This is a genomic window from uncultured Bradyrhizobium sp., assembly GCF_936928535.1.
In the GTDB taxonomy this organism is placed as follows: Bacteria; Pseudomonadota; Alphaproteobacteria; order Rhizobiales; family Xanthobacteraceae; genus Bradyrhizobium.
The window spans coordinates 13,158-35,219 of sequence record NZ_CAKZHY010000120.1; the positions used below are offsets into that span (position 1 = coordinate 13,158).

General features: G+C 64.5%; 22 protein-coding genes. 6 read left to right on the forward strand and 16 right to left on the reverse strand.

The window, feature by feature from the left end:
- The first annotated feature begins 9 nt into the window (after positions 1-9).
- Positions 10-867: a UDP-2,3-diacylglucosamine diphosphatase LpxI gene (gene lpxI / locus Q0687_RS24355; protein ID WP_298882614.1), complete on the forward strand. Its 858-nt coding sequence runs from the start codon at positions 10-12 to the stop codon at positions 865-867.
- The gene (lpxB, locus tag Q0687_RS24360) at positions 864-2,042 is read left to right on the forward strand and encodes a lipid-A-disaccharide synthase (RefSeq protein WP_298882504.1); all 1,179 of its coding nucleotides are present in this window, start codon (positions 864-866) and stop codon (positions 2,040-2,042) included. Before lpxI ends, lpxB begins: the two co-directional genes overlap by 4 nt.
- Here the strand turns inward: lpxB and Q0687_RS24365 are convergent.
- The 8 genes from Q0687_RS24365 to gltX all read right to left on the reverse strand — a co-directional run bounded on the left by Q0687_RS24365 (position 2,039) and on the right by gltX (position 11,334).
- Complete coding sequence (locus Q0687_RS24365; RefSeq protein ID WP_298882507.1) at positions 2,039-2,806, reverse strand: SDR family oxidoreductase; 768 nt, start codon at positions 2,804-2,806, stop codon at positions 2,039-2,041. The genes lpxB and Q0687_RS24365 overlap by 4 nt on opposite strands.
- The gene (gene ugpC, locus Q0687_RS24370; protein ID WP_298882510.1) at positions 2,803-3,918 is read right to left on the reverse strand and encodes a sn-glycerol-3-phosphate ABC transporter ATP-binding protein UgpC; all 1,116 of its coding nucleotides are present in this window, start codon (positions 3,916-3,918) and stop codon (positions 2,803-2,805) included. The genes Q0687_RS24365 and ugpC overlap by 4 nt, the downstream gene beginning before the upstream one ends.
- Before the next feature lie 10 nt (positions 3,919-3,928).
- Positions 3,929-4,786 carry a carbohydrate ABC transporter permease gene (locus Q0687_RS24375; RefSeq protein ID WP_298882513.1) on the reverse strand — a complete coding sequence of 286 codons (858 nt, stop codon included), beginning with the start codon at positions 4,784-4,786 and terminating at the stop codon, positions 3,929-3,931.
- A complete protein-coding gene (locus Q0687_RS24380; RefSeq protein WP_298882616.1) occupies positions 4,779-5,654 on the reverse strand; it encodes a sugar ABC transporter permease in 876 nt (291 codons plus the stop codon). The genes Q0687_RS24375 and Q0687_RS24380 overlap by 8 nt, the downstream gene beginning before the upstream one ends.
- Positions 5,655-5,704: 50 nt before the next feature.
- Positions 5,705-6,991 (reverse strand): ABC transporter substrate-binding protein, encoded by a 1,287-nt coding sequence (locus Q0687_RS24385; RefSeq protein ID WP_298882516.1) that lies wholly within the window; start codon positions 6,989-6,991, stop codon positions 5,705-5,707.
- A gap of 85 nt (positions 6,992-7,076) precedes the next feature.
- Positions 7,077-8,255, reverse strand: coding sequence for an ROK family transcriptional regulator (locus tag Q0687_RS24390; RefSeq protein WP_298882518.1), 1,179 nt, complete (start codon positions 8,253-8,255; stop codon positions 7,077-7,079).
- Between the two features lie 190 nt (positions 8,256-8,445).
- A complete protein-coding gene (gene gltA, locus Q0687_RS24395; RefSeq protein WP_298882519.1) occupies positions 8,446-9,750 on the reverse strand; it encodes a citrate synthase in 1,305 nt (434 codons plus the stop codon).
- Positions 9,751-9,906: 156 nt separating this feature from the next.
- Positions 9,907-11,334, reverse strand: a complete 1,428-nt coding sequence (gene gltX / locus Q0687_RS24400) for a glutamate--tRNA ligase (RefSeq protein WP_298882521.1) — start codon at positions 11,332-11,334, stop codon at positions 9,907-9,909.
- Between the two features lie 143 nt (positions 11,335-11,477).
- Between gltX and Q0687_RS24405 the strand changes: the two genes are divergently transcribed.
- The 4 genes from Q0687_RS24405 (at position 11,478) to Q0687_RS24420 (ending at position 16,247) form a co-directional block, all read left to right on the forward strand.
- Positions 11,478-13,154, forward strand: a complete 1,677-nt coding sequence (locus tag Q0687_RS24405; protein ID WP_298882525.1) for a glutamine--tRNA ligase/YqeY domain fusion protein — start codon at positions 11,478-11,480, stop codon at positions 13,152-13,154.
- 11 nt (positions 13,155-13,165) lie between these two features.
- Positions 13,166-13,552 carry a nuclear transport factor 2 family protein gene (locus Q0687_RS24410; RefSeq protein WP_298882527.1) on the forward strand — a complete coding sequence of 129 codons (387 nt, stop codon included), beginning with the start codon at positions 13,166-13,168 and terminating at the stop codon, positions 13,550-13,552.
- Positions 13,553-13,634: 82 nt separating this feature from the next.
- Complete coding sequence (locus Q0687_RS24415; RefSeq protein ID WP_015685840.1) at positions 13,635-13,868, forward strand: DUF2171 domain-containing protein; 234 nt, start codon at positions 13,635-13,637, stop codon at positions 13,866-13,868.
- Positions 13,869-13,964: 96 nt separating this feature from the next.
- Positions 13,965-16,247 (forward strand): ComEC/Rec2 family competence protein, encoded by a 2,283-nt coding sequence (locus Q0687_RS24420; RefSeq protein ID WP_298882528.1) that lies wholly within the window; start codon positions 13,965-13,967, stop codon positions 16,245-16,247.
- Positions 16,248-16,256: 9 nt separating this feature from the next.
- On the opposite strand, the gene Q0687_RS24425 is transcribed toward Q0687_RS24420, so the two are convergent.
- The 8 genes from Q0687_RS24425 to Q0687_RS24460 form a co-directional block, all read right to left on the reverse strand.
- Positions 16,257-16,691: a hypothetical protein gene (locus Q0687_RS24425; protein WP_298882529.1), complete on the reverse strand. Its 435-nt coding sequence runs from the start codon at positions 16,689-16,691 to the stop codon at positions 16,257-16,259.
- 191 nt (positions 16,692-16,882) lie between these two features.
- Complete coding sequence (locus Q0687_RS24430; RefSeq protein ID WP_298882530.1) at positions 16,883-17,086, reverse strand: hypothetical protein; 204 nt, start codon at positions 17,084-17,086, stop codon at positions 16,883-16,885.
- Positions 17,087-17,272: 186 nt separating this feature from the next.
- Positions 17,273-17,974, reverse strand: coding sequence for a transcriptional repressor LexA (lexA, locus tag Q0687_RS24435; RefSeq protein WP_298882532.1), 702 nt, complete (start codon positions 17,972-17,974; stop codon positions 17,273-17,275).
- A gap of 176 nt (positions 17,975-18,150) precedes the next feature.
- On the reverse strand, positions 18,151-19,362 hold the full coding sequence (gene glp, locus Q0687_RS24440; protein WP_298882534.1) for a gephyrin-like molybdotransferase Glp: 1,212 nt from the start codon (positions 19,360-19,362) through the stop codon (positions 18,151-18,153).
- Between the two features lie 120 nt (positions 19,363-19,482).
- The gene (locus Q0687_RS24445; protein ID WP_298882536.1) at positions 19,483-19,815 is read right to left on the reverse strand and encodes a LuxR family transcriptional regulator; all 333 of its coding nucleotides are present in this window, start codon (positions 19,813-19,815) and stop codon (positions 19,483-19,485) included.
- Between the two features lie 96 nt (positions 19,816-19,911).
- Entirely contained in the window at positions 19,912-20,106 is a 195-nt protein-coding gene (locus tag Q0687_RS24450; protein ID WP_298882539.1) for a hypothetical protein, read from the reverse strand.
- A gap of 141 nt (positions 20,107-20,247) precedes the next feature.
- Complete coding sequence (locus Q0687_RS24455) at positions 20,248-20,877, reverse strand: HAD-IA family hydrolase (protein WP_298882542.1); 630 nt, start codon at positions 20,875-20,877, stop codon at positions 20,248-20,250.
- A gap of 9 nt (positions 20,878-20,886) precedes the next feature.
- Positions 20,887-22,014, reverse strand: coding sequence for an alpha-hydroxy acid oxidase (locus tag Q0687_RS24460; RefSeq protein WP_298882544.1), 1,128 nt, complete (start codon positions 22,012-22,014; stop codon positions 20,887-20,889).
- Between the last annotated feature and the right edge of the window lie 48 nt (positions 22,015-22,062).

Here is a 22,062-nt window from a genome sequence, read left to right on the forward strand (position 1 = left end):
GCCGCGGACATGACATCGGCGGCTCCTGCGATTTCATCACCGGTCGGCGTGGTCGCCGGCGGCGGCGCCATGCCGTTCGCGGTTGCCGACTCGCTCGCCGCGCGCGGGATCACGCCGGTGCTGTTTCCGTTGCGCGGCGCGTGCGATCCGGCGCAGGTCGAAAAATTCCGCCATCGCTGGATCTCGGTCGGCCAGCTCGGCCGCGCCATGCGGCTGTTCCGCGAGGAGGGCTGCCGCGACCTGATCTTCATCGGCACCTTGGTGCGGCCCTCGCTCACGGAGATCCGCTTCGACATCAAGACGCTGCGATTGCTCGGCAACGTCATCCGTGCCTTCCGCGGCGGCGACGATCATCTGCTGTCCGGCGTCGGGCGAATTCTCGAGCAGGACGGCTTTCGCATGGTCGGGATCAAGGACGTTGCGCCCGACCTCCTGATGCCCGAGGGCTGCATCAGCCGGGCCTGGCCGGCGGACAATGCCAAGGGCGACATCGAGCGCGGGCGCGCGGTGCTGACCGCGCTCGGGCCGTTCGATATCGGGCAGGCCACCGTCGTGATCGACGGCCATGTGGTGGCGGTCGAGGACATCGAGGGCACCGATGCGCTGCTGGCGCGCGTGGCGCGCCTGCGCGAAGAAGGTCGCATCCGCGCGGCCACAGGGCGCGGTGTGCTGGTGAAGGCGCCGAAGAGCGGCCAGGACCTGCGCTTCGACCTGCCGACGATCGGCCCGCGCACCATCGAGGGCGTCGCGAAGGCCGGCCTTGCCGGCGTCGCTGTTATCGCCGGCAACACCATCGCCGCCGAGCCGCAGGCGATGATCGCGCTTGCCGACGCCAAATATCTCTTCATCGTTGGTCTCTCAGCGTGATGCAGGTTCGCGATCCCATCAGGAAGATCTTCCTGATCGCCACGGAGGAGTCCGGCGACCGGTTGGGCTCGGCGCTGATGAAGGTGCTGCGTCAGCGGCTCGGCGACGGCGTGGAGTTCGAAGGCGTCGGCGGCCTCACCATGGCGCGCGAGGGGCTCGAGACGCTGTTTCCGATCGAGGAGCTCTCGATCGTCGGCCTTGCCGCGGTGGTGCAGCAGCTGCCAAAAATCCTGCGGCTGATCCGCGAGACCTCGGACGCCGTCACCGAGGCCGCGCCGGACGCGCTTGTCATCATCGACAGTCCCGATTTCACCCATCGGGTCGCCCGCCGTGTCCGCGCGAAGAACCCGTCAATCCCTGTGATCGACTATGTCTCGCCCTCGGTCTGGGCCTGGCGGCCGGGGCGGGCGCGCGCCATGCTCGGCTATGTCGATCATGTGCTCGGCCTGCTGCCGTTCGAGCCGGAGGAATATCGCAAGCTGGGCGGGCCACCTTGCAGCTATGTCGGCCATCCCCTGACCGAGCAACTGGGCTCGCTCCGGCCAAACGCCGATGAGCAGAAGCGCCGCGCCGGCGAGCCGCCGGTGCTGCTGGTTCTGCCGGGGAGCCGCCGCAGCGAGATCCGTCATCACCTCGATGTGTTCGGCGCGGCGATCGGCCGGTTGCAATCCAGCGGCGTCGCATTCGAATTGATACTGCCGACCATGCCGCATCTCGAAGCCACCATTCGCGCGGGCGTCGCGAACTGGCCCGTCAAGCCTCAAATCGCGATCGGCGAAACCGAAAAGCGCGCCGCGTTCCGGATCGCGCGCGCGGCGCTGGCAAAATCAGGCACGGTGACGCTCGAACTGGCCCTGTCTGGCATTCCGATGGTGACGGCCTATCGCGTCGGTGCGATGGAGGCCTTCGTCCTGCGACGCGCGATCCAGGTGTCGTCGGTGATCCTCGCCAATCTCGTCATCGGCAAGGATGTGATCCCCGAATTCCTGCAGGAAGACTGCACGTCGGAGAAGCTCGCCGGCGCTCTGTCCGAGGTGCTGAGCGACACGCCGATGCGCCGGCAGCAGGTCGAAGCCTTCGCGCAGCTCGACGCCATTATGTCGACCGGCAACACATCGCCGAGCGCGCTCGCTGCCGATATCGTGCTCGCGACGATGCGGAAGGGGCGGCGCTAAGCCAAGCCGCCGTCCACCCGGAAACACTGGCAGCTGATGCGCTGACTGGCGTCGGAGGCAAGGTACAGCGCCATGCCGGCGATATCCTCGGGCGTCACCGCATCGGGTATGGCCTGGCGCGTGCGCATCTCTTTGATGAGAGTCTCGTCCGGATACCACAGCCTGCGCTGCCGTTCGGTGATCACCATCCCCGGCGCAATCGCGTTGACGCGGATGCGGTCCGGACCGAACTTGCGGCCGAGCGAATTGGTGAAGCCGACGATGGCTGCCTTGGCCGCGGCGTAGACCGGCAACCCCGGAGCGCCGCGCATCCAGGCGATCGAGGACATGTTGATGATCGAGCCGCCGCCGCGCGCCTGCATCTGCGGCACCACGGCCTGCGCGGCGAAGAAGACGTGCTTGAAATTGACGCCCATCGTCCAATCGAATTCCGTCGGCGTCACATCGGCCAGCAGCTGGCGCTGGTCATTGGCGGCGTTGTTGACGAGGACCGCGGCATCGCCAAGCGATGCGTGGACCTTGGCCAGCGCGGCGCGCAAGGCGTCGATGTCCATGAGGTCGCAAGGCACGAACAGTGGCGCTGTGCCGGAGGTCTTCGCAATCTCTTGCGCCAGCGCTTCGCCGGCCTGCGTGTCGATGTCGAGAAAAGCGACGCGAGAGCCCTGAGCGGCGAAGGCGCGCACGAAGGCGGCGCCGATGCCGCTGGCGCCTCCTGTAATCACCACCACGCGATTGGCGAGGTCGGCATAAGTCGACTGGGTCATGCGATCAGTCGCTCCGTCTCGGGGTCGAACAGGCAAATGCGCCTGATATCGAGGGCAAAGGAGGTTGTGGCACCCGGCGTCGGGCGGATGTCCGGCGAGATGCGCGCTTGAGCGGGCTCGCCGCCAAGCCGCAGCAGGACGATGGTCTCGGCGCCCGTGGGCTCGACGAGCTCGACGGGTGCGGTGACGATGACGGGCGGGCCCACGGCTCCGGAGAACACACGGTCGCCCTCAGCGATGCATTCGGGCCTGATCCCGAGCACCACGTCGCGGCCGACATAGGAGGCCGCCGCGTCGTAGCCCTGCAGGCGAAGCCGGACCTCGTCCGGCCGGCCCGCGCCGATCACCACGACGGGTCCGCCGCTATCTGCCTCGAGACGGGCCGGCATCGTGTTCATCGGCGGTGAGCCCATGAAGCGGGCGACGAAGATGTTGGCGGGATAGCGGTACACGGTGTCGGGGTCGGCGAATTGCTGCACCACGCCGCGATGCATCACGGCGATGCGGGTCGCCATCGTCATCGCCTCGATCTGGTCGTGGGTGACATAGATGATAGTGGCGCCGATGCGCTGGTGCAGCCGCTTGATCTCCATGCGCATCTCGACGCGCAGCTTGGCATCGAGATTGGAGAGCGGCTCGTCGAACAGGAAGAGCAAGGGATCGCGCACCAGGGCGCGTCCCATTGCCACGCGCTGGCGCTGGCCGCCCGACAATTGCGAAGGCTTGCGGCCGAGCAGCGGCTCGATCTGGAGCAGTCTTGCGACGTTTGCCAGCGCCTTCTCTTGCTCGGCCTTGGCAACGCCCCGGCATTCCATGCCGAAGGTGATGTTCTGGCGCACCGTCATTGAGGGATAGAGCGCATAGGACTGGAACACCATGGCGATGTCGCGGTCCTTGGGCGGAACGTCATTGACGACGCGGCCGCCGATCTCGATGGTGCCGTCGCTCGCGCGATCGAGCCCGGCGACGATGTTGAGCAGCGTGGACTTGCCGCAGCCGGACGGTCCGACCAGCACGGTGAATTCGCCGCTCTCGATGTCGAGGTCGATGCCTTTCAGCACCTCCAGGTTGGCGTAGCGCTTCGACAGGGCGCGAATGCTCAGTGCTGCCATGACATATCCATCATTTCACGGCCCCGGCAGTAAGGCCGCGTACGAAATACCTGCCGCCGAAAAGATAGATCAGCAAAGTGGGCAGGGCTGCGATGATCACCGCGGCGCTCTGCACGCCTTGCTTGGGGATATCTGCGACCGGAGTAGACAGTGCGATGAGCGCGGCAGTCACGGGCTGCTGCTGGCCGGTCGTGAAGGTTACGCCGTAGAGGAATTCGTTCCAGATATGGGTGAACTGCCAGATCACGGTGACGATCAGGATGGGTGCCGAGAGCGGCAGGATGATGCGCCAGAAGATGCGGAAGAAACCGGCGCCATCGATGCGTGCGGCTCTGATCAGCTCGTGCGGAATGGCGACATAGTAGTTTCGGCAGAACAGCACCGTGAAGGAGAGCCCCTGGATCGTGTGGATCAGCACGAGACCCGACAGCGTGTTGATGAGCCCGATGTCCCGCAACACGATGGTCCAGGGCAAGAGGCGCATCTGCTGGGGCAGGAAGAGGCCGAGGGTGACGATGCCGTAGATCCAGTTGTCGCCGCGAAATCGCCAGAGCGACACGGCGTAACCGGCGACGGCACCGAGCAGGGTCGAGAAGATCGTCGCCGGGATCGTGATAAGCGCTGAGTTCAACATGTACGGCCGGATGCCGGCGCAGGTCTCGGCAACGCAGAAGCCGCTCCAGGCCATGGCGTAATTGCCAAAGGCCCAGTGTTGCGGCCAGCCGATCATCGAGCTCTGCGCGATCTCCTCATTGGTCCGGAGCGAGTTCAGGACGACGACGACCAGCGGCGCAAGGTAGGCGGCCGCGAACAAGGTCACGATCAGATAGATGAGAGCCCGGCTTGGGGCGAAGCTTCGGTCACGCATGGGCTGCCCGCCGTTGCCGGACATAGCGCCACGCCGCATAGGGCAGCAGCACTGCAAGAAGGATGAGCAACATCAGAACCGCCGCCGCCGCGCCCCGCCCGAGCTGGCTGCGTTGGAACATCAAATCGTAAACGACAAGGGCCGGCAGCTGGGTCGCGATTCCCGGTCCGCCATTGGTGAGTGCGCGGACGAGGTCGAACGCCGAGATCGCAAACTGCAACTGGACAACGATGACCGTGACGGTGATCGGCCAAAGCGTCGGCAGAATGACGCGCCAATAGGTTCGGATCGGCCCGGCACCGTCGATCTGTGCCGCCTTGATGATATCGGAATCGACGGAGCGGAGGCCAGCCAGGAAGAGGGCCATGGCAAAGCCCGAGGATTGCCAGATTGCTGCGATGACAATGGTCCAGATCGCCATGTCGCGGTTGACCAGCCAGTCGAAGTGGAAGGAGGTCCAGCCGAGATCATGGGCAAGCTTCTCGATGCCGATGCCGGGATTCAGCAGCCAGCTCCACACCGTGCCGGTGACGACGAAGGACACGGCCAGGGGATACAGGAAGATGGTCCGCAGCACGTTCTCGCCGCGAATGCGCTGATCGAGCAGGATCGCAAGCAGGAGGCCGGTCGTCAAACTGAGCAGCACGAAAGCGATGCCGAAGAGCAGCAGATTGTCGAAGGCGATCTGCCAGTTTCGCGACGCCAGGACCGAATTGTAGTTGTGCAAACCGACCCAGCCCGAGACGGGAATAAGGGTGGAGGGCGTGAACGAAATCCAGATGGTCCAGATCGAAAACGAAATGAGGTGCGCTGCCGATAGCAGCAGCGGCACCCAGATCATCAGAAATTCGGGCAGCCGGCGCACCATCTCTGATGTCGCCGACCGGCCCGGCCGTGTTGCTATCGAGACGATTTCGGTCAACGTGCGCCCTCGACGGCCTCGGCGAGGCGGCTGACGGCCTCATCCGGCTTGATCGTCTTGTTCTTCACATATTCGGTGATGACGTCGATTATCGCGGCGGTCAGGCCGTTTTCCTGGGCCATGTTGTGCGCGAGGCTCAGGACGGCCTGGTTGTTGCCCATGGCATTCTTCAGTGCGGCCGCGGTTGTCCGTTGACCATCCGACCAGCCCTCGCCGGTCAAATCGACATCGGTACGCACGGGGATCGATCCCGTGATCTGCGAATACATGGTCTGGATCGCCGGATCCATCACGAGCTGCGCCATCAGCATCTGGCCGGCCTGGAGATCGGCCTCCTTGCGCTGCCAGAAGATGAAGGCATCGGCATTCAACAGGAAGACAGGCTTGCTGTTGTCGCTGGGACCGGGGGTGATGACATAGTCGTCAAACTTGAAACCGGCATTTTTCAACACGCCCTGCGCCCAGCCGCCCATGATCAGCATGCCCATGTCGCCGTCGACGAAGCGCTTCAAATTGGTGGCATAGGGTTGGACGCCGACATTGGGATCACACCAGTCGGAGATCTTGCGCGTCTGGGCGAACGCTGCCTTCATCTCGGGGCCCTCCAGCGCCTTTTTGTCGAGATTCATGCAGGCGGCGCGGTATGCTGTCGGACTGATGCCGGCCAGCGACGCCTCGAATTTCTGCCCATCGTCGGCGCGGGTGCCGCCGTTGGCGATGGGATAGGCCATTCCTGCCGATTTCATTTTCTCGGCGAGTTCGTTGAAGTCAGCCCAGGTGACGGGGACCTTGTCGGCCTTGGCCTTGTCCATGCCACGCTTGGACAGAAACAGCATGTTGGTGCTGTAGATTTGCAACGGCAGTGCGATCCATTTGCCTGCCGGCTTGTGCAATTTCGCAAGGTCCGGCGCGACGACCTTCTCGTAGCCGGCAGCCGCAACCACGGCGTCGAGATCGACGGTCGGAGCAATCTTCGACCAGGCGGCGATCTCGGGGCCCTTGAGCTGCGAGCAGGCCGGGGGATCGCCGGCGATGATCTGCGCACGCAGCTTGTTCATCATGTCCGTGGTGAAGCCGGGGACGGGCGAGTGCTGCCAGATGCCGCCTTTCTCCTCGAATTTCTTGCCGAGCGCGGTGATGGCAGCACCGTCGCTGCCTGCGGACCATTGCGAGATTGCGGTGAGGCGCGGCTTGACCGCGCCTTCCGCGCGGGCAAAGGCCGGCAGCGCCAGTGCAGCAGCAGATCCAGCGAGCAGACGGCGCCTTGTTGTTGTGATCGGCATGGCTAGTTCCTCCCGGGTGTGAAGTTGTTTGCGCCGTTTTGGCGCTGATGTTGGCGTGCGCGAGCCGCACGCGGCTGAGGTCTTGTCAGGCGGCCTCCGTCGATGCGGCGGGCATGCCACCAGATCTCGCCAGGCAGAAGGCAGCGAAGGCGAGAGCGGCCTGTGGGTCGTTGCCGGTCGAGGGTGGCACGAAGGCGAGCGACACTTGTGCCAGCTTCCGGCCGCCGAGCAGGCAGGAATCGATGCCGTCGCCAACGGCTTTTCGATCGTCTTCCGCAAGAAGCGATGGCCAGCCGCTGACGACAACGCCGCGGCAGGGCTTGACGTTCAAAGTGTTGCCGATGGCGAGACCCAGCCGGAACAGCCGCTGGCGCAATTCCTGGCGCAGCCGCGCCGTGAGGGGGATCGTTGTCATCCCATCGGAGCCAAGCTGGAGCAACTCCGCTTCGCTCATGGGCAGCAGTTCGGCCAGCGCCGGCAACGACGTGTAGGCTTCGACGCAGCCATGATGTCCGCAGCGACATTGCGGGCCGTCGGTTCCAAACACCATGTGGCCGAGTTCGACCGGCTCGAGTGCGTCGTCCTCGATCGGATCATCGATCCAGGCACCTGCGACACCCTGGCCGACAAAGACGAACAGATGCGCGTCGGTGAACGGATAGTTTTCGGTGCGGCAGCGATGAAAGGTGGCGTGCGCCACCACCGAATTGGTGAAAGTAACCGGGACGCCTTCAAACATTTCGCCGAACATGTCGCCGATCTGTTCGATGTCACAGGGAATGATCGGATTGACCGATACGCTGAGACGACCGAGGCCCGGAACGGTCACGCCAATTTGTGCGAGCCTGATGCGGCGGCGGCGCGTCCAGTCGCGCAGCAGATTCAGAGCGTCGCGGAAGACCCGGCCAACGGATTCGACGGTCGGCTTCCGCGGCAGCGGCACACGCTCGATGTAATGCAACTCGCCCGGCAAATTGCCAACGCCGACGCTGAGCCATTCTCCTGTCAGCTCGAGGGCGGCAAGCGCCACCGTGCGATCGAGCGACACCAGGCCGGTCGGGCCGCCGACATAAGGGGCAGGGCGCCTGACTTCCTCGATCAGGCCCTCGGCCTTCAGGTCGAACAGGATGCGCGAGAGGCTCGGCTCGGACAGACGCACGGCTTTCGCCAGCGGCGGCCGGAACGAGCCGCCGGACTGCAGCAGATGAGTCAAAATGGCAGCGCGCGTCTGCCGCCGACTTCTCGGCTGCTCCGGCATTTCCATCCCTATCGTCATTCTTACTTAGTGTAAGAATTTGCCTGCGGAGCGTTTCAACTGTCAAGCTCTCGAAGGTAGCATACGCCGACTTGTTGTTGTGCGGAGCAACACGGTGCGTGGTTGGTCTCAACGGCGGGCAAACAAAAACGGCGCCATCTTGCGATGGCGCCGTTCCGTTGGACGCTCCGGTCCGATCTTACTTGCGATCCTTGATCGCGATGTAGTCGCGGCGGGTGGTGCCGGTGTAGAGCTGGCGCGGACGACCGATCTTCTGGTGCGGGTCCTCGATCATCTCGCTCCACTGGCTAATCCAGCCGACGGTGCGGGCGACCGCGAACAGAACGGTGAACATCGAGACCGGGAACCCCATCGCCTTCAGCGTGATGCCCGAATAGAAGTCGACGTTCGGGTACAGCTTGCGGTCGATGAAGTACTGGTCGCTCAGCGCGATCTTCTCGAGCTCGAGCGCGACCTTCAGCATCGGATCGTCGCCATGGCCGGTCTCCTTGAGCACGGCGTGACACATCTTCTGCATGATCTTGGCGCGCGGATCGTAGTTCTTGTAGACGCGGTGGCCGAAGCCCATCAAGCGGACTTCGGAGTTCTTGTCCTTCACCTTGGCGATGAACTCGGGGATCTTGTCCACCGAGCCGATCTCGGCGAGCATCGCGAGCGCAGCTTCGTTGGCGCCGCCATGCGCCGGGCCCCAGAGGCAGGCGATACCGGCGGCGATGCAGGCGAACGGGTTAGCGCCGGAGGAGCCGGCGATACGCACCGTCGAGGTCGAAGCGTTCTGCTCGTGGTCGGCATGCAGGATGAAGATCTTGTCCAGTGCGTCAGCAAGCACCGGGTTGATCTTGTAGTCCTCGCACGGCACGGCGAAGCACATGTGCAGGAAGTTCTCGGCGAACTTCAGCGAGTTTTTCGGATACATGAAGGGCTGGCCGATGGTGTATTTGTAGGCCATCGCCGCCAGCGTCGGGATCTTCGCGATCATGCGCATGGAGGCGATCATGCGCTGCTTGGGATCGTTGATGTCGGTCGAGTCGTGATAGAACGCGGCGAGCGCGCCGACCGAGGCCACCATGACAGCCATCGGATGGGCGTCGCGGCGGAAGCCCTGGAAGAAGCGGGCCATCTGCTCGTGCACCATCGTGTGATGGATCACGCGGTCGTCGAAATCCTTCTTCTGCGCGGCGGTCGGCAGGTTTCCGTAGAGCAGCAGGTAGCAGGTCTCGAGGAAGTCGCCGTTCTCGGCGAGCTGCTCGATCGGATAGCCGCGGTATTCCAGCACGCCCGCATCACCGTCGATATAGGTGATCTTGGACTGGCAGCTCGCGGTCGAGGTGAAGCCGGGATCGTAGGTGAACAGGCCCGACTGGCCGTAGAGCTTGCCGATGTCGACGACGTCTGGCCCGACGCTGCCGCTGAGGATCGGGAGATCGTAGTTCTTGTTTCCGACCGTCAGCGTCGCGGTCTTTGGGCTTTCTTTTGCGTCCATCGTTGGTCCCCGATGTGTGGTGAAACGGGCCGGAGCCGGAGGCCCCCAAGGGAGAAGATGGGGCAGGCCGGATGTTCCAGAATGTACGGGGAGATGGGTATATTATTGCTGTGTGCGCTGCAAGATCATGGCAGCCATGGTCAGCTCATGGCCTACTTAGGTCGTAGATTGATCCTTAAGCCGGGCGAGGCTTTCCTGGCATCCGAGCACGTCCAAAACCTCAAATATACCAGGCGACGTGGTGCGGCCGGTCAGCGCCGCCCGCAGCGGCTGGGCGACCGCGCCGAGCTTGAGGCCGTTTTCCTCGGCAAAGGCGCGCAGCGCAGCTTCGGTGGCAGCGCCGCTCCAGGTCTCGACTTTCTCCAGCGCGGAATGAAGCTGGCCGATCAGCCTGCGATTGTCAGGCGTCAGCAGACCCGCCGCCTTCGGGTCGAGCTGCAGGGGACGGTCGGCGAAGATGAAATAGGCGCCGTCGATCAGCTCGAGCAACGTCTTGGCGCGCTCCTTGAGGGACGGCATGGCCTTGAGCAGCTGGGCGCGCGTGGTGTCATTTAACTTGGCCTTAATCTCGTCGCGCGCGGGCACGACGTGGTCGAGCACGTCCTCGAACATCTTCACGAGCGATTGATCGTCGGCGTGGCGGATGTAATGGCCGTTGAGGTTCTCCAGCTTGGCGAAGTCGAAGCGGGCAGCGGCGCGGCCGACATTGGCAAGGTCGAACGCTGCGATCATCTCCTCTGTCGAGAAGATCTCCTGATCGCCATGGCTCCAGCCGAGCCGGACGAGGTAATTGCGGAGCGCGGCCGGGAGGTATCCCATGGCACGGTAGGCGTCGACCCCGAGCGCACCGTGGCGCTTGGATAGTTTCGAGCCGTCCGGGCCATGGATCAGCGGGATGTGGGACATGTTCGGGAGCGACCAGCCCATCGCATCGTAGATCTGCTTCTGGCGGGCGGCGTTGATGAGGTGGTCGTCGCCGCGGATGACGTGGGTGACGCCCATGTCGTGGTCATCCACGACTACCGCGAGCATGTAGGTCGGGTTGCCATCGCCGCGCAGCAGGACGAGGTCGTCGAGATTCTCGTTCTGCCAGACCACGCGGCCCTGAACCTGATCCTCGATCACGGTCTCGCCGGTCTGCGGCGCGCGCAGGCGGATGGTCGGCTTGACGTCCGAAGGGGCGGTCGCGGGATCGCGGTCGCGCCACATGCCGTCATAGAGGCGGGTGCGGCCTTCCGCGCGCGCCTTCTCGCGCATGGCGGCGAGCTCCTCGGCGGTGGCATAGCAGCGATAGGCCTTGCCGTCGGCAAGCAGCTGCTCGGCGACCTCGCGGTGACGGGCGGCACGGCTGAACTGATAGATGACGTCGCCATCCCAGCCGAGCTCCAGCCACCTCAAGCCGTCCAGGATCGCGCTGATCGCGGCCTCGGTGGAGCGCTCGCGGTCGGTGTCCTCGATCCGGAGCAGCATCTTGCCGCCGTGCTTCTTCGCATAGAGCCAGTTGAACAGCGCCGTGCGGGCGCCTCCGATATGGAGGAAGCCGGTCGGAGAGGGGGCAAAGCGGGTGACGACGGAATCGGTCATTCTTGGAAGGGCCTATGCATTGGAGGCGGTGGTATATAACAGGACCGGGACATAACTAAAGCCCGGCGGCAGTCCCTCAAGCCCTTGGCTCAGCCACGCGAATTTGGCAGAAGGACCGCTGATTTCCCTACAGGATTTTCGTAATGACAGAACCGGTGGCACCTGAGGTTGGGCGCGATTTCATTCGTGACATCATCCAGGCCGACCTCGATCAGGCCAAGTACAAGGAGATCGTGACCCGGTTCCCGCCGGAGCCGAACGGTTACCTGCATATCGGCCACGCCAAGTCGATCGCGCTCAATTTCGGCATCGCCCAGGAGTTTCCGGGCCGCTGCCATCTGCGCTTCGACGACACCAACCCGGTCAAGGAAGAGCAGGAATATATCGATTCCATCCAGGCCGACGTGCACTGGCTCGGCTACGACTGGGGCAAGAACCTGTTCTATGCCTCGGATTATTTCGACCGCCTGTACGAATGGGCCGAGAAGCTGATCCGCGACGGCCTCGCTTATGTCGACGACCAGTCCCAGGAGGAGATCCGCACTTCGCGTGGCACGCTGACCGAGCCCGGCAAGAACTCGCCGTTCCGCGACCGCAGCGTCGACGAAAACCTCGACCTGTTCCGCCGCATGAAGGCGGGCGAATTCCCCAACGGCGCGCGCGTGCTGCGGGCCAAGATCGACATGTCCGCCGGCAACATCAATCTTCGCGATCCCGTGCTGTACCGCATCCTGCACGCGCATCATCCGCGCACCGGAACCAAGTGGAGCATTTATCCGAGTTACGACTATGCCCACGGCCAGTCGGACGCGATCGAAGGCATCACGCACTCGATCTGCACGCTGGAGTTCGAGGACCATCGGCCGCTCTACGACTGGTTCATCGACAAGCTGCCGGTGCCGTTCAGGCCGCACCAGTACGAAATGGCGCGGCTCAATTTGACCTATACGCTGCTGTCCAAGCGCGTCTTGACCCAGCTCGTCCGCGACGGCCATGTCGCGGGCTGGGACGATCCGCGCATGCCGACCATGGCGGGGATGCGCCGCCGCGGCGTGCCGCCGGCGGCTCTTCGCGAGTTCATCAAGCGGATCGGCGTTGCCAAGGCCAATAGCGTGGTCGACGTCGGCATGCTCGAGTTCTGCATCCGCGAGGAGCTGAACCGCACGTCCCAGCGGCGTATGGGCGTGCTGCGGCCGCTGAAGGTCGTGATCGAGAATTACCCGGAGGGGCAGACCGAGGAGCTCGAGGCGATCAACCACCCGGATGATCCGAGCGCCGGCACGCGCAAGATCACGTTCGGCCGCGAGCTCTATATCGAGCAGGACGACTTCATGGAAAATCCCCCGAAGAAGTTCTTTCGCCTGTCGCCCGGCAACGAGGTGCGGCTGCGCTATGCTTATTTCGTCAAGTGCACCGGCGTGATCAAGAACGACAAGGGCGAGGTGGTGGAGCTGCGCTGCACCTACGATCCCGCGACCAAGGGCGGCAACGCGCCGGATGGGCGCAAGGTCAAGGCGACCATGCACTGGCTGCCCGCGGCCAATTCGGTGCCGGCGGAGATCCGCATCTACAACCAGCTCTTCGCCAATCCGAGCCCGGACGCCTCGAACTTCGCGGCCGATCTTAATCCGAACTCGCTGGAGATCCTGTCCGACGCGCGGATCGAGGCCTCGGTTGCGGAGAGCAATTCAACCGAGCCGATGCAGTTCGAGCGCCAAGGCTATTTCGTGCGCGACAAGGACTCGAGGCCGGGCAAGCCGGTGTTTTCGCGCACCATCGGCCTGCGCGACACGTTCGCGAAGGAAGTGGCCAAGGGCTGAGGTAAAGGCAAATGAGCAACGAGGCCGACGCCATCGTTTCCGCCATCATCGCGAAATGGTGCGCCGGTTTCGCCACGCTCGATGTGGCTGCGCTGTCATCGCTTTATGCGAAGGGCGCGTTCTTCTTCGGCTCCAATCCAAGGCTCTATCGGGGCAAGGATGGCGTCGCCGACTATTTCAACGGCCTGCCGCGCTGGCGCCAGCCGAGCGCGGTATTTTCGGAGGTGCAGGCGACGCAGGCCGGTCCTGACCTCATCAACATGGGCGCGTCAATCACGTTCAGCTTCGCCGGCGAACGGGCGGATCTCATCGTCAAGATGAGCTGGGTCATCATCCGCGAGGATGGCGACTGGAAGATCGTCAACCACCACGCCTCGGCGAAGGCGCCGTTGATCTAGCGGGCGCGCACGACATCGTCATCGCGGTGATCGAACGAACGCGCAGCCGCTGCGTTGAGTGGATCCAAACGAGGATCCCACCATGCAGAACATCGCAGAGCATATGGAAGTCATCGGCGCCGACGGCGTCCACGTCGGCACCGTCGACAAGGTCGAAGGCAACCGCATCAAGCTGACCAAGAAGGACAGCGGCGAGGGCAGCCACAAGGGGCATCATCACTTCATCGACAAGGGGCTCGTTGCCGGTGTCGAGGGCAACAAGGTCCGACTGTCGGCCAAGGCGGATGTCGCCGTGACGATGGAAGAGGAAAAGTAGGGCCGCGACGCTTTCGTTCCCGATCCGTACCGCTATTCGACGACCTGCACGTTCCGGTAGCCTCTATCCTGTCGCGTATCGCAGGGTTGCCAAGGAATGGCGGAGCCGGGCCGGCCGCAGCGTCTCTCGCAGGGCATCGCCGGGACTTGGCCGACTGGCCGGGCCGCGACCGCCGGCGGCTTTTTGCCGGCAGGGTCTGGCCTATCTCCTGCGATCATTGGAGCCTTGCACGAATGGGCCAGGGGCGAGGCCGGCGCAGGCCGGCTGTTCCCTTGGGTGCCCGTTGCCTTCGGCTGCGGCATTGCGCTCTACTTCACCGCCGATCATGAGCCGGTGCAGTGGGTTACGATCACGACGGCAGCAGTGCTGGCGCTTGGCGCGATCCTGTTGCGGCGAAGCCGGTGGTTTGCGGCCGCGATCATGATCGCGGCGGTCGCGGCGGGTTTCGCGGCGGCAACGTGGAAGACGGCACGCATCGCGCACCACGTGCTCGTCAAGCCGCTTTATTCCGTGTCGCTGTCGGGCTTCGTCGAGACCCGCGACATCCGCGAACGCACCGACCGGTTCGTGCTGCGCGTCACCGCGATGGAGGCCCAGCGCAGCGACGTGACGCTCGACCGCGTCCGCCTCTCCGTGCGCAAGGGGACTGCGCCCGATGTCGGCAGCTTCGTGCAGCTGAAGGCGCGGCTGATGCCGCCGCTGTCGCCATTGCGGCCGGGCAGCTACGATTTCTCGCGCGACATGTTCTTCCAGGGCATCGGTGCCTCCGGTTTTGCGATGGGGGCCATCAATGTGGTGGCGCCGCCCGTTTCAGGTGGATTGCAGCTGCGCTATGCCGCGATCATGCAAGGCCTGCGCGATGCGATCGACGCGCGCATCCGCGCGACACTCGACGGCGACAACCGCGCCATCGCGACTGCGCTGCTCACCGGCCGTCGCGATGCGATCACCACGCCCGTCAACGACGCGATGTTCATCTCGGGGCTCGGTCACGTCCTCTCGATTTCAGGCTATCACATGGCGGTCGTCGCCGGCGTCGTGTTCTTTGCCGTGCGCGCGCTGCTGGCGCTGATCCCCGGGCTTGCCGTCGGCTTTCCCATCAAGAAATGGTCCGCCGCCGCCGCGCTGGTTGCCTCCGCGTTCTATCTGCTGCTCTCGGGCGCCGAAGTCGCCACGCAGAGATCGTTCTTCATGACCGCGGTGGTGCTGATCGCGGTCATCGTCGATCGCCGCGCGATCACATTCCGTACCCTGGCGGTGGCCGCGCTGATCGTGCTCGCGGTCGCGCCGGAAGCGCTGGTGCATCCAAGCTTTCAGATGTCGTTCGCGGCAACGCTCGGGCTCGTCGCCATGGTGCAGATCGGCATGCCGAACTTGTTTGCCTCGCCCGATCATTCGGCGACCGCGCGCATCGCCCTGTGGGGCGGCCGCGAGATCGCGATGTTGTTCATGGCCTCGATGATCGCGGGACTGGCGACCACGCCTTACGCCGCCTTCCATTTCCACCGTGTGACCCCTTACGGCGTGCTCGCCAATCTCGGCGCGATGCCGGTGGTTTCGGCGCTGGTGATGCCAGCCGGGCTGCTCGGGTTGCTCGCAGCTCCCTTCGGGCTGGACGCGGTGTTCTGGTGGTTGATGGGGATCGGCATCGACTGGATGATCTTGGTCACGCGCTGGGTTGCGGCACTGCCGGGCGCGGTCGGTCACGTCGGCGCCTTCGGCACGGCGCCGCTGGTCGCTGCGAGCCTTGGCCTGATCGTGATGGGTCTGCTGCGCACGCCGCTGCGCTGGTCGGGAGCGTTCGTGCTGGTGGCGGCGACCATCTGGGGTCTTTCCGTCCGGCAACCCGATATCCTGATTGCGGGTGACGGCCAGAACGTCGCGGTGCGGGGCAGGGACGGGCAGCTGCATCTGATCAGGATGAAGAAGGACAATTTCCTGTTGAAGGAGTGGCTGGCGGCGGACGCCGATCCCCGTGATGCGGCCAGCGCTTCGCTCGGTGACGGCGTGTCGTGCGACGATGCCGGCTGTGTGACGCCGCTTGCCGACGGCCGCATGGTTGCGCTGGCGCTGCGCATCGACGCGCTGGCTGACGATTGCAGTCGCGCGGCCCTGGTGGTGACGGCAAGGCCTGCGCCGCCTGAGTGCACCGCGATGGTGGTCGACCGGCCGCGTCTGGTGAGCCAGGGCGCGCTGGCGCTGACACGTCGCGGCGACGGTTTTGCGATTGTGTCGGTGAGGGCGAGGGGCGCAAACCGCCCCTGGTCGCCGGCGGCGGCCGGCGATGGAGATTTCGAAGGGACCCTCATGCCACGGTCCGCAGCTCTGCGCGCCAAGGACGCAACACCGTCCGAGGCGGACCTTCAGGCCGAGGATTAATATTCAACTTCAACCGATCGGCAGGCCCGGCGGTGTCGGCTGTCGCTCGGCGATGATCTGCGGCTTGTGCTCGCGCTCACCGAGCGGCTGGATCACCGGCAGCTGCAGCACGGTTGCGCGCTGGCCTTCGACGAGTTGCGTCACCAGCACGTATTTGCCATCGGGGAATTCGATCGCATCGTGATGACGATCGGGAATGTGCGGATCGACCTTGCCGAACTTGCCGACGCGCGAATTGATGGTGCGCGTCCAGATCCACCTGTTGTCGTAGCGGACGTTGTCGGCGAAGGCCAGCTCCGTTCCCGGCAGCAGGCAGACCGCGACCGACATGTCGGCCTCGGAGGCGAAGCCGCGCGTCGAGGTGCCGCGGAATGTTGTCGTGACGATCGTCTCGCCGACTTCTGCGGGACGTGTCGCGACGGCATGCAAGCTATAGTCACACATCGGGTGCTCCTCATCAGCGATAGAGCACCCGCGCCTCCTCTGAGGCGCAGGCCTCTATCAGAGTGGAAGCCGCCAAGACTCTGCTTGGTTGTAGGCAAATCTGCGGCTCGGATCCGCAAGGCCCAATCACAATATCTTTCCCGAACTGCCAGGAACAAAGCCTGCTTCGGTGCATTAAGCGCGCTTCTCTCTCAGCGCCCGGCCGGTGCAGACCAGCCGGAATAGGGCCAGGCCGGCTGTGCGGGCTGCGCGACGGCATTGCGCGTACCGGGCCATTGCTCGCTGGTCGCTCGCGTTACCTTGCGAACGTGATGCTGCGGCTGCGCAGCAAAGGCGTGCGACGCTGATGCTGCGATCAGCGCCGTCGTGACGGTGTTCAACATGAACTTGCGCATGACTGTCTCCTCGGTCTGTCAGAGGCCCATCGAAGCGATGCGTGCTTCGTGATGGCGTGCCGGGGAGGTAGCGCTGGAGAGGGGGCCGGATAATCTGTGCAGGACCAGAAAGACTATCCAGCCGGAGCGGACAATCGTCCGCTCCATTCGCAAATATGCGCGCGCCAGCTGGCGGCGCGCAACAAGTCAGTACTTCCGGTACAGCCCGATCAGCTTGCCCTGGATCTTGACCCGGTTGGGCGGCAGGATCCGGACCTCGTAGGCGGCGTTGGCCGGCTCCAGCGCGATCGAGGCGCCGCGACGGCGGAAGCGCTTGAGCGTGGCTTCCTCGTCATCGATCAGGGCCACCACGATATCGCCGGTGTCGCAGCTCTCGTTACGCTGGATCAGGGCCATATCGCCATCGAGAATACCGGCGTCGACCATGGAATCACCGCGCACTTCGAGCGCGTAGTGCTCGCCTGCGCCGAGCATGTCGGGCGGGACGCTGATGGTGTGGCTGCGGGTCTGCAACGCCTCGATCGGCGTACCCGCCGCGATCCGGCCCATCACGGGAACCGCGACAGGACGCTCGCCCTCATCGGCTGAGGGGCTCGACGTCGTGCGCACCTTACCGAGATTGCCTTCGATGACGCTCGGCGTGAAGCCGCGGCGGCTGCCGGCGGCCGCTTGCAGCTCGGGCAGCTTGATCACTTCGATTGCGCGCGCGCGGTTGGGCAGGCGGCGGATGAAGCCGCGCTCCTCGAGCGCGGTGATCAGGCGATGGATGCCCGACTTGGAGCGCAGGTCGAGCGCATCCTTCATCTCGTCGAAGGAGGGCGGCACGCCGCTTTCCTTCAATCGCTCGCTGATGAACCGCAGGAGCTCGTATTGTTTGCGCGTTAACATCTCGACCAAAATCCCCCTGACGATGTCGTTCGATTCCGAGACGGTGAACTCGGCAATAAGCCGCTACATGCTCGAAACAAATCATGAACGGACACTATATGTTCGATACATGTTCCGCAACTGCTTAATTTACCGTGAACGCGACAAAGTTCGCGGAACGCACGCGAACGAAGCGGTCACACGGGCAGTCGCAACACCTCGCAAGGCGAGCCGGCTTCGGCCTTCGGCGCGAACGGCGCGCGCACGAGAAGTGCCTGTGCCGCAGCGAGATTCGCTAGCAGTGAGGAATCCTGGTGATCGACGGGAAGTGCGACAAGCGTGCCATCATCCCGCGTCTGCAGACGCGCGCGCAGATAATCCTCGCGCTGGTCATTGGCACTGAGGTCGCGGCCGAGCACCGCGCGTTCGCGGCGATGATGAATCACCTGACGGCCCGACATCGCGCGAATCAGCGGCACCAGAAACAGGAAGCCGCAGACATAGGACGACACGGGATTGCCGGGCAGGCCGATTACGCGCATGGGTCCAAGCTGCCCGTTCATCATCGGCTTGCCCGGCCGCATCGCGATCTTCCAGAACGCCATCGAGATACCTTCGTCCGTCAGCGCCTTCTGCACCAGATCGTGGTCGCCGACCGATGCTCCGCCGGTCGTGATCAGGATATCGGCGCCGGATTCGCGCGCGCGGCGGATGCCCGATGTGGTGGCGGGAAGGGTGTCGGCGGCGACGCCGAGATCGATGGTGTCGGCACCCTCGCTGCGGGCGAGGGCGTGCAGGGCGTAGCCATTGGAATAAACGATCTGGCCGTGGCCGGGCGTCGAACCCGGCATCACCAGCTCGTCGCCGGTTGCGAGAATTGCGACCTTGGGGCGACGACGGACGGCGAGTTCCGGGTGGTTCATGCCGGCGGCGAGCGCGAGGTCGCGCTCGGTGAGCCGGGCGCCTTGGCGCAACAGGACCTCACCCTCGCGGAAGTCGATCCCGGCGGGACGGATGTGCCGCCCGGTGACGGCGGCTTCCTTGATCGTGATGCGCTTGCCGTCTGCGACGGTGTCCTCCTGGATCACGACCGCATCCGCGCCGGCGGGAACGACGCCGCCGGTGAAGATCCGCACGGCATCGCCCGCGCCGACCGTTCCTGCGAACGGACGTCCGGCTGCGACCTCGCCGATGACGGTGAGCTGCGCATCGACGTTCGCCGCATCGGCTGCGCGCACCGCATAGCCATCCATCGCCGACATCGCTTCGGGCGGCTGCGTCCGCCGCGCGGCAACGTCGCGCGCGAGCACGCGGTGGTAGGCTTGATCGAGCGCGACCATTTCCTCAGCCAAGGGCTCCGCACCGGCGAGCACGGCAGCAAGCGCATCGGATACCGGCATGAGGGCCACGGTGAACTCCCGCAACAACAGCGAAGGACTCGGTCGGCAGGTTCTAGCCGAGCGCGGAGGCCGACGCAAAAAGGGCCAGGGATGACCCAGCAATGTCTGCCTGCCGTCGTCGAAGGAGATTTATTTCTGCAGCAACAGCCGCACCAGCTCGGCCTGCCGGCTCACACCGGTCTTGTCGAAAATCTTCGACAGATGGCTTCGCGCGGTTCCGTCGGCGATGCCGAGGCGCTCCGCCGTTGCCCTGCGCCCGCCGCCCTTGACGATCTCCAGCGCAAAAGCGGCCTTGGCGCGGGTGACGCCGTAGCGCAGGCACAAGGCCTCGTGTTGCGCCCTGACGCCGGGTTCGGGGTCGGTGATGAGCACCATCGCGCTCGATCGCCAGCCCGAGGCGAGGGGAACGGCGCTCTCGGCCCACTCGCTGCCGACCGGCATCACCTGCACGTGCAGCGGCATGAAGGCCGCGAGAGGCTCATCTCGCCGCCGATGCGATCGGGATTGTCGAGGCTGGCCATGGCGGGATGAGAATGACAACCGCCTTGGCCGGCACCGTCATTGCCTCGTTATTTCACCCAGACTGACGTCGGGTGCCTGGGGACCTTGATCCTTGTCGGGCAGCGGATCGGCTTGGGATTTCAGGTCGGCGGCCTTGCTGATCAGTTTCGCAGAAAGGTCCGAATCGGAGGTAGTTCTTGCCAGCTTCAGGAGAAGCGAGGCCTGCTTGGTGAGGTAGGTTTTGCCCAACACGATGATATGTCCGTCCGTAGAAGTCCCAACGGACTTAAGAGTCCGGGAGGCGGTATTCCGTTCCCGGAACTCTGTACAAAAATGCACAAAGTGCTTTGGTTCCTCACTTCAAGGCGAAATTGTTCCGAAAACCTGCCCGGATCATATCCCCAGCGCCTTGAGCGCGATGCCGACGTCGTGGGGCGAGGTCACGTGAACCGCGGTGAGGCCCCGGGCCCGCGCGCCTTCGATATTCTCGGCGAGGTCATCGAAGAACACGATCCGGCTGGCCGGCACGCCCATCGCGGCGACGACATGGTCGAATGCTTCCGCATCCGGCTTGCGCAGGCCGATGCTGGAGGACAGGTACAGCTCGCGGAAATGGCCGAGCAGGTCGGCATATTCCTTCGAGAAATAGTCCACGTGCGGGCGGTTGGTGTTGGAGAAGGCGTAGACCGGCATCTGCTTTGCCGCGCGCGGCAGCAATTCCGCGATACCGGGCATCTCGCCAGCGAAAATCGCGTTCCACCCCTCGAGGAACTGGAGATCCGAAATGGAGATTCCGAGTGATGCGCGCAACGAGGCAAAATAGTCCTCGTCGCTGATCTTGCCGACCTCGTGCAGGCGGTAGGCCTCGTCGCGCACATAACGCGCGACGATGGCGTCGTGCCTGCAGCCCGCATGTCTCGCCCAGCAGGCGATCGCCTGGGAGAAATCGATGTCGAGCACGACGCGTCCGAGATCGAACAGAAGCGCATCGGCGCTGCCGGGAGAGAGCGAGGTCACCTGCATCCTTTCGGGTCAGTAGCGATAGGGTTCGTGGTCGAACAGCGGGAATGCGCTGAACACGCTCGGCGCATTGGTTGCGGTGGCCGGGTGCAGGCAGGATTTGTTGACCTCGCCAAATGAGGTGGCCCCTAGCAGACCGAGGCAGCGCAGCACCTCGTCCTCCAGCAGTTCCAGCATTCGCGTCACGCCGGCCTCGCCGGCGGCCGCCAGTGCCCAGCATTGCAGCCGGCCGATGCCGACGAGGTCGGCGCCCGCCGCGATCGCCTTGACGATATCGGTGCCGCGGCAGAAGCCGCCGTCGACCATGATCTTGGCGCGGCCCTTCACGGCGTCGACGATCTCCGGCAGCACGTGCATGGCACCGCGGCCGTGATCAAGCTGGCGGCCGCCATGGTTGGAGACATAGATCCAGTCGACGCCGTGATCGACCGCGATCTGCGCGTCCTCGGCGGTCGCAATGCCTTTGATGATCAGCGGGATCTTGAACTTGTCCTTGACCATCTTCACGGTCCGCCACTCCAGACCTTTCTGGTAATCGCCGCCGGTGGCCCGCAGGCGGCTCTCGCGAACGTAGCGTTTGGCGATGTCGCGCTCACGACGGCTGTAATGGGCGGTGTCGACGGTCAGGCAGAAGGCTGCGTAATTGGCCTTCTGCGCGCGGCTGACGACGTCAGCCACGAATGCGTCATCGCCACGGACGTACAGCTGGAACATGCGCAGCGCATCGGGTGCGGCTTCGGCGGTCTTTTCCAGGCCGGGCTCGGAGACGGAGCTGAGCATGTGCGATGCGCCAAAGGTGCCCGCGGCGCGGGCGACGCTGGCGGCGCCGTGTGGATCGAAGATCTCCAGTGCGCCGACGGGGGCGAGGACAACCGGCAGTCGCATCCTGCGGCCGAACTGCTCGACCGAGCCGCTGACCTTGCGCACGTCGCGCAGCACACGCGGGCGGAACGCGATCTCGTCGAGCGCCATGCGGTTGCGGCGCATCGTGGTCTCGGTCTCGGCCGCACCGACGATGTAGTCCCAGGCGTTCTGGTTGAGGTTGGAACGCGCCTTCCGGATGAATTCGTGCAGGTTCTGGAACGGCTCGTCGCTGGCGCCGAGTTCGAAGTTCCGTTCCGGCCGGAGTGCTTCGTTCATTATTGTCCTCCCGAGAATTTGAAGCCTTATGCCATCGCCTATCCCGTC

Bases quoted from the DNA above. Each gene is read 5' to 3' on its own strand.
- lpxI (WP_298882614.1), top strand. From the start codon at position 10: ATGACATCGGCGGCTCCTGCGATTTCATCACCGGTCGGCGTGGTCGCC.
- Q0687_RS24365 (WP_298882507.1), bottom strand. From the start codon at position 2,806: ATGACCCAGTCGACTTATGCCGACCTCGCCAATCGCGTGGTGGTGATT.
- ugpC (WP_298882510.1), bottom strand. From the start codon at position 3,918: ATGGCAGCACTGAGCATTCGCGCCCTGTCGAAGCGCTACGCCAACCTG.
- Q0687_RS24375 (WP_298882513.1), bottom strand. From the start codon at position 4,786: ATGCGTGACCGAAGCTTCGCCCCAAGCCGGGCTCTCATCTATCTGATC.
- Q0687_RS24380 (WP_298882616.1), bottom strand. From the start codon at position 5,654: ATGGTGCGCCGGCTGCCCGAATTTCTGATGATCTGGGTGCCGCTGCTG.
- Q0687_RS24385 (WP_298882516.1), bottom strand. From the start codon at position 6,991: ATGCCGATCACAACAACAAGGCGCCGTCTGCTCGCTGGATCTGCTGCT.
- Q0687_RS24390 (WP_298882518.1), bottom strand. From the start codon at position 8,255: ATGGAAATGCCGGAGCAGCCGAGAAGTCGGCGGCAGACGCGCGCTGCC.
- gltA (WP_298882519.1), bottom strand. From the start codon at position 9,750: ATGGACGCAAAAGAAAGCCCAAAGACCGCGACGCTGACGGTCGGAAAC.
- gltX (WP_298882521.1), bottom strand. From the start codon at position 11,334: ATGACCGATTCCGTCGTCACCCGCTTTGCCCCCTCTCCGACCGGCTTC.
- Q0687_RS24405 (WP_298882525.1), top strand. From the start codon at position 11,478: ATGACAGAACCGGTGGCACCTGAGGTTGGGCGCGATTTCATTCGTGAC.
- Q0687_RS24410 (WP_298882527.1), top strand. From the start codon at position 13,166: ATGAGCAACGAGGCCGACGCCATCGTTTCCGCCATCATCGCGAAATGG.
- Q0687_RS24415 (WP_015685840.1), top strand. From the start codon at position 13,635: ATGCAGAACATCGCAGAGCATATGGAAGTCATCGGCGCCGACGGCGTC.
- Q0687_RS24420 (WP_298882528.1), top strand. From the start codon at position 13,965: ATGGCGGAGCCGGGCCGGCCGCAGCGTCTCTCGCAGGGCATCGCCGGG.
- Q0687_RS24425 (WP_298882529.1), bottom strand. From the start codon at position 16,691: ATGTGTGACTATAGCTTGCATGCCGTCGCGACACGTCCCGCAGAAGTC.
- Q0687_RS24430 (WP_298882530.1), bottom strand. From the start codon at position 17,086: ATGCGCAAGTTCATGTTGAACACCGTCACGACGGCGCTGATCGCAGCA.
- lexA (WP_298882532.1), bottom strand. From the start codon at position 17,974: ATGTTAACGCGCAAACAATACGAGCTCCTGCGGTTCATCAGCGAGCGA.
- Q0687_RS24445 (WP_298882536.1), bottom strand. From the start codon at position 19,815: ATGCCGCTGCACGTGCAGGTGATGCCGGTCGGCAGCGAGTGGGCCGAG.
- Q0687_RS24455 (WP_298882542.1), bottom strand. From the start codon at position 20,877: ATGCAGGTGACCTCGCTCTCTCCCGGCAGCGCCGATGCGCTTCTGTTC.
- Q0687_RS24460 (WP_298882544.1), bottom strand. From the start codon at position 22,014: ATGAACGAAGCACTCCGGCCGGAACGGAACTTCGAACTCGGCGCCAGC.